Consider the following 6,336-nt stretch of genomic DNA (forward strand, 5'->3'; position numbering starts at 1 on the left):
CCCCCCTTCGTGGCGCTAGATCTTGCTGGCCGCTTCCTTCAGCACGGTGCGCAGGATGGATTCGATCTGGTCGAACTCCGGCTGCCCGATCGTGATGGGCGGAGCCAGCTGGATGACCGGGTCGCCGCGATCGTCGGCGCGGCAATACAGTCCCGCCTCCCACAGGGCCGGGGAGAGGTACCCGCGCAGCAGGCGTTCGGACTCCGCGTCGCTGAAGGTCTCCTTGGTCGCCTTGTCCTTGACCAGCTCGATCCCGTAGAAGTAGCCGGCGCCGCGCACGTCGCCAACGATGTCCAGATCGGTGAGCTTGGACAGCGTGGATTTGAACGCGTCGGCGTTGTTCTTGACGTTCTCGTTCAATCCTTCCCGCTCGAAGATGTCCAGGTTCGCCATCGCCACCGCGGCTGCCACCGGATGCCCGCCAAAGGTATAGCCGTGGTAGAAGGTGGTATCGCCCTTGGTGAAAGGCTCGAACAGCTTGTCGGAAACGACCATCACGCCCAGCGGGACATAGCCACTGGTCAGCGCCTTTGCCGAGGTGATGATGTCCGGAACGTAGCCGAAGTCGTTGCAGGCGAACATCGAGCCGATGCGGCCGAACGCGCAGATGGTTTCGTCGGAAACCAGCAGCACATCGTATTCGTCGCAGATCTCGCGGACCCGGTCGAAGTACCCCGGTGGTGGCGGGAAGCAGCCGCCGGAGTTCTGCACCGGTTCCAGGAAGACCGCCGCCACGGTGTCGGCGCCTTCGAATTCGATGGCTTCGCGGATGCGCTCCGCGGCCCACAGCCCGAAGTCCTTCTCGTTGTCCGCGAACATCTGCGGTGCGCGGTAGAAGTTGGTGTTCGGCACGCGGAAGGTGCCGGGGACCAAGGGCTCGAACGGGGTCTTCATATCCGGCAGCGAGGTGATGGCCAAGGCTCCCTGAGGGGTGCCGTGGTAGGCCAGGGCGCGCGAAATGACCTTGGTTTTGCCCGGCTTGCCCTTCATCTTGAAATGCTGCTTGGCCAGCTTGAAGGCGGATTCGACCGCCTCGCCGCCGCCGGTGGTGAAGAAGACGCGGTTCAAGTCGCCCGGTGCATAGCTGGCCAGGCGCTCAGCCAGGTCGATCGCCGGTTCGTGGGCGTAGGACCACAGCGGCATGAAGGCCAGCTTCTCGGCCTGCTTGGCCATGGCTTCGGCCAATTCGGCGCGCCCGTGCCCCGCGTTGACCACGAACAGCCCGGCCAAGCCGTCGATGTATTCGCGCCCGGCATCGTCGTAGATCTTGTGCCCCTCGCCGCGCGAGATGATCGGAACGTGCGCGCCGTTGGAAATTCCGGAGTGCCGGGCCATGTGCATCCAAAGGTGATCGCGAGCGGCTTGCTGGCGATCGGTACCACGTGGTGTGTTCATCGTGTTCCCCAGTTGTATTCCTGTTTTTTGAGTGAAAGGTAGGTGTACGTATTGGTGCTGACCACGCCTTCGAGCCCGCGGATCGTTCCGATCACGCGCAGCAGGTCCTCATCGTTCGAGCAGATGACCTCCGCGAGGATGTCCGAGCTGCCGGCGGTGACCACGCAGTAGTCGACTTCCGGAAGTTCGGCGATCCGGTCGGCGGTGCCGCTGATGTCGCTGGCGGCGACGACGCCGATCATGGCCTGGCGGGTGAATCCCAATTCCAGCGGGTTGGTGACTGCGACGATTTGCACGACGCGGCTCTCGACCAGCTTCTGCACGCGCTGGCGCACAGCCGCTTCGCTCAGGCCCACTGCCTTGCCGATGGCGGCATAGGAGCGCCGGCCATCTTCCTGCAGCTGCTCGATGATCTCCTTGGAAATTTCATCAATGGCCTGTGCCGTATGCGAGGGCAGCGTCATATCGACCTCCTAGGTCTAAGGGACTTTCCACAGACCCTACCGTCACTGATTCAGTTGCGAAAGGGGTATTTTTGAAAGTTTTCAGTTTTCGTAACGTAATTTTTACAAGGAAACTTGCGTTCGGGTCTTGTTGGACTTGTGCATTGCTGGCAGGATGAACGACAACACTTTCATGTGTGGCCGATCACATTCGTCGTTAGGATTCCAGCCATGTCGCACTCGCAACGCCGACTTCCGCAAGACCCCCAAGTCCGCGCACTGGTCCAGGCCATGAGCCAGCGCAGCTACTCCCGCCGCGGCGTGCTTTCCGCGGCCGGCGCATTGGGCCTGACCGGTCTGCTCGCAGCCTGCGGCACCGGAGGAAGCAGCACCAAAGCCGCACCGTCGATCGAGGACATTTCCGCAAACGACCCCACCGTGAACTGGGCCAACTGGACCTTGTACCTGGATTACGACGACGAGAAGAAGACCTACCCGACACTGGATGCGTTCACCAAGCAGACCGGCATCAAGGTGAACTACCGCGAGGATATCGACGGCAACGACACCTACTACGGCAAGGTGCAGGGCCAGCTCAAGGCAGGCCAGGACATCGGCCAGGACGTCATCACGATGACCGACTGGATGGCCGGCCGCATGATCCGCCAGGGCTACGCCCAGGAGCTGGACCTGGCGAACATCCCCAACTCGGCCAACCTGCTGCCCAATCTGAAGGACGTGGACTTCGACCCGGGACGCAAGCACTCGCTGACCTGGCAGTCCGGCTACGCCGGCATCGCCTGGAATAAGAAGGCATTCCCCAAGGGCCTGAAATCCGTCGAGGACCTCTGGGATCCAAAGCTCAAGGGCCGTATCACCGTGCTCGATGAAATGCGCGACACCATCGGCCTGCTGATGCTGCACAACGGCGTGGACATCGCCGGCCAATGGGGCGAAAGCGAATTCGGCGCCGCTGCCGACGTGCTGCGCGAGAACATCGGCAATGGCCAGATCCGCCAGGTCAAGGGCAACTCCTACAAGGAGGACTTCGTCTCGGGCGATGCGATCGCCGGCATCGTCTGGTCCGGCGATATCGTGCAGATGAACTTCGAGAACGATGACCAGTGGGAGTTCGTGATCCCCGAGGCCGGCGGCACCCTGTGGAGCGACAACCTGATGGTCCCGGTGGCCTCGCCACGCAAGGCCAACTCCGAGAAGCTCATGGACTTCTACTACGACCCGGCCGTGGCCGCGCAGGTCGCAGCCTACGTGAACTTCATCTGCCCGGTGGTCGGCGCCCAGGAAGAAATGGAAAAGATCGACCCTGACCTGGTCGGCAACCCGCTGATCTTCCCGACCGATGAGGATCTGGCAAAGGCGCATGTCTTCCGCTCGCTGGAAGCGGATGAAGAGACCGCGTTGAACTCTGAATTCCAGAGTGCAATCGGCGCCTAGAAAGCGGGGAACACCATGACTCGCCAACGAGCCATCAACTGCCAGCGCCTGCCCAAAGGCCGCGGTTCGGGCCCGGCCCGCGCCAGGGACGTCGTCAACCGGGCAACCTCCGCACGTGCTGTACCGGCAGCAGAAACCGATTTCCACAACCAGTTCCAGGAAGTGATAGGGGCATGACAACCTTGGCAACGCGTACCGAAACCACTGCCACCGGCGCGGATCTGCACCTCTTGGGCATCACCAAGCGCTTTTCCAGCTTCGTGGCGGTCAAGGACCTGGATTTGGTGGTCCCTTCGGGCACCTTCTTCGCCCTGCTCGGACCCTCCGGTTGCGGCAAGTCGACCACCCTGCGCATGATCGCGGGCCTTGAGGCCCCCAGTGAGGGCAGCATCTCGATCGGCGGCCAGGACGTGACCGCGCTGGCCAGCCACCAGCGTCCGGTGAACACCGTGTTCCAGTCCTATGCGCTGTTCCCGCACATGAGCGTGCTGGAAAACGTGGCCTTCGGGCTCAAGCGCAAGAAGGACAAGCAGGCGATGGAGAAAGCCAGGGCCGGGCTGGACCTGGTGGAGCTCGGGCACCTTGCCAATCGCAAGCCGATCCAGCTCTCCGGCGGGCAGCAGCAGCGCGTGGCCCTGGCCCGGGCGCTGGTCAATCGCCCGCAGGTGCTGCTGCTCGATGAGCCCCTCGGGGCACTTGACATGAAGCTGCGCCGCCAAATGCAGCTGGAGCTGAAGAACATCCAGACCGAAGTCGGCCTGACCTTCATCCACGTCACCCACGACCAGGAGGAAGCCATGACCATGGCCGACGTGGTCGCCGTGATGAACGGCGGACGGATCGAGCAGATGGGCCCGCCGCGCGAACTCTACGAATTGCCCAAGACCGCGTTCGTCGCGAACTTCCTGGGCAAGTCGAACCTGATGCGCGGCACGGTCACCGGCAATGACGCCGGCATGCTCAGCGTCATGGTCAACGGCCAAGCCATCTTGCTGCCGGCCGACCGCGCCGTGCAGGCCTCAGGGGAGGTGGTCGTCGGGGTGCGCCCGGAGAAGATCACGATCTCGCGCGATGGCTATGCGGGAGAGAACCGCTTGTCCGGCACCGTGGTCGACGTGTCCTTCACCGGCACCACCACCGAGTACCTGGTCGAGGTGGACGGGATCGGCACGCTCGGGACCTTCGCGCAGAATCGCGGCCAGCAGCCTGCTGCCGAAGGCGACACCGTGTACCTGTCCTGGGAAGCGCAGCATTCCTTCGGACTGGCCGGTGCCGAGCACGAGGATGCCGGAGTTGACCAGCCATGACGGTCATGACCAAGAAGGGCATCGTCGACCTGCGCAGCCCCGAGGAGATCCGGGCGGAGCGGCGCAAGGGCCGCACCGGCGTCTACCTGATCGCCCCGGGCATGCTGGTGCTCGCCCTGTTCTTCGCGCTTCCGGTGGTTGTCCTGCTGGCAATGAGCCTGTACGTGAAACCCGAGGGCGGGGAAATCGGCGAATTCGTGCCGGGTTTCGAAATCGGCAACTACGCCACGGTGCTCGCCGCCTACTGGCCCGAGCTGCTGCGCTCCTTCGGGTTCGCGCTGATCGCCACCGTCCTGGCCTTGCTCATCGGCTTCCCGATGGCCTACCTGGTGGCAGTCCGCTTGCGCGAGAAGACGCTGCTGCAGGGCATCTTGCTGGTGCTGCTGATCGCCCCGTTCTTCTCCAGCTTCATTCTGCGCACCCAGGCCTGGAAGCAGATACTGGCCGATGAGGGGTTCATCGCCCAAACGCTGAAATTCCTGGCGATCCTGCCAGCCGACGGGCACCTGACTGCCACGCCGTTCGCGGTCGTCGCGGGCCTGACCTATAACTTCCTGCCGTTCATGGTGCTGCCGATCTACGCTAACCTGGGCCGGCTGGACACCCGCCTGCTCGAGGCCTCGGGGGATCTGTATGCCAGCCCGGTGACCTCATTCTTCAAGGTGACGCTGCCGATGAGCGCCCCGGGCGTCTTCGCCGGCACCCTGCTGACGTTCATCCCGGCCGCCGGCGACTACGTGAACGCGGCCCTGCTGGGCAATAACCGCAATACTACGATGATCGGCCAGATCATCGATTCCAGATTCTTCAAGGTCATCGATTACCCGGGCGCCTCGGCGTTGAGCTTCGTGCTGATGGTCTCGATCCTGGTCCTGGTCACGATCTATATCCGCCGCTTCGGGACCAAGGAGCTGACGTAGCATGAAGCAGAAAATCGGACGCTGGTTCATCCCCGCTGTCGGCGGGCTGGCTTTCATCTACCTCCTGGTCCCGATCGCGTACATCTTCGTGTTCTCCTTCAACGATGCCGGCCGCACCAACCTGGACTGGCGCGGCTTCACCCTGGAGAACTGGCAGAACCCCTGCGGCGCTCCGGCGGTCTGCGAATCGCTGGTGCACTCGCTGCAGGTCGGCACGGTGGCTACGATTGCCGCCACCGCCTTGGGCACGCTGATCGCCATCGGCCTGGTCCGCTACAAGTTCCGGTTCCGCAAGCTCACCGATGTGCTGATCATTTTGCCGTTGGCTACTCCGGAGGTCGTGCTCGGTGCTTCGCTGCTGGCACAGTTCCTGAACCTCGGTTGGGAACTGGGCTACGCCACCATCGTGATCGCCCACGTCGTGTTCTGCATGTCCTTCGTGATCGTCACCGTCAGGGCTCGTGTCTCATCGCTGGATCCGCGATTGGAAGAAGCGGCCGCCGATCTCTACGCCTCGCCGCGTGCGGCCTTCTGGAAGGTGACGTTCCCGCTGCTGCTGCCAGGCATTGTGGCCGCCGCGCTGTTGTCCTTCGCGATGAGTTTTGATGATTTCATCATCACGAATTTCAACTCCGGCACCTTCCAGACCTTCCCGAAGTTCATCTATGTGGCAGCTACCCGCGGCATCCCGGCCCAGGCGAATGTCATTGGTTCGGCGATGTTCATCCTTGCCCTGCTCGTGGTGGTCATCGGACAGGTGATCAGCTACCGGAAGAAGAAACAGCTGGAGAATTCCTAGGTTCCAAAGGCCCGCGC

7 protein-coding genes are annotated in these 6,336 nt (G+C 62.9%); 5 read left to right on the forward strand and 2 right to left on the reverse strand.

The window, feature by feature from the left end; translation table 11 throughout:
• Window positions 1-15: 15 nt before the first annotated feature.
• Together ACNPN0_RS06805 and ACNPN0_RS06810 are read right to left on the reverse strand one after the other, a co-directional pair.
• A complete protein-coding gene (locus ACNPN0_RS06805) occupies window positions 16-1,395 on the reverse strand; it encodes an aspartate aminotransferase family protein (RefSeq protein WP_105657045.1) in 1,380 nt (459 codons plus the stop codon).
• A complete protein-coding gene (locus ACNPN0_RS06810) occupies window positions 1,392-1,859 on the reverse strand; it encodes an Lrp/AsnC family transcriptional regulator (RefSeq protein WP_105657044.1) in 468 nt (155 codons plus the stop codon). The genes ACNPN0_RS06805 and ACNPN0_RS06810 overlap by 4 nt, the downstream gene beginning before the upstream one ends.
• Window positions 1,860-2,069: 210 nt before the next feature.
• Between ACNPN0_RS06810 and ACNPN0_RS06815 the strand changes: the two genes are divergently transcribed.
• The 5 genes from ACNPN0_RS06815 to ACNPN0_RS06835 are packed head-to-tail and all read left to right on the forward strand — an operon-like array spanning window position 2,070 to window position 6,319.
• A complete protein-coding gene (locus ACNPN0_RS06815; protein WP_400341945.1) occupies window positions 2,070-3,293 on the forward strand; it encodes an ABC transporter substrate-binding protein in 1,224 nt (407 codons plus the stop codon).
• Between the two features lie 15 nt (window positions 3,294-3,308).
• Complete coding sequence (locus ACNPN0_RS06820; protein WP_332485885.1) at window positions 3,309-3,470, forward strand: hypothetical protein; 162 nt, start codon at window positions 3,309-3,311, stop codon at window positions 3,468-3,470.
• On the forward strand, window positions 3,467-4,600 hold the full coding sequence (locus tag ACNPN0_RS06825; RefSeq protein ID WP_426733698.1) for an ABC transporter ATP-binding protein: 1,134 nt from the start codon (window positions 3,467-3,469) through the stop codon (window positions 4,598-4,600). Before ACNPN0_RS06820 ends, ACNPN0_RS06825 begins: the two co-directional genes overlap by 4 nt.
• Window positions 4,597-5,520 carry an ABC transporter permease gene (locus ACNPN0_RS06830; RefSeq protein WP_448937273.1) on the forward strand — a complete coding sequence of 308 codons (924 nt, stop codon included), beginning with the start codon at window positions 4,597-4,599 and terminating at the stop codon, window positions 5,518-5,520. The genes ACNPN0_RS06825 and ACNPN0_RS06830 overlap by 4 nt, the downstream gene beginning before the upstream one ends.
• Window position 5,521: 1 nt before the next feature.
• Window positions 5,522-6,319: an ABC transporter permease gene (locus ACNPN0_RS06835; RefSeq protein WP_448937274.1), complete on the forward strand. Its 798-nt coding sequence runs from the start codon at window positions 5,522-5,524 to the stop codon at window positions 6,317-6,319.
• The last annotated feature ends 17 nt before the right edge of the window (window positions 6,320-6,336 follow it).

The sequence above is a fragment of the Glutamicibacter sp. AGC84 genome (genome assembly GCF_053543575.1).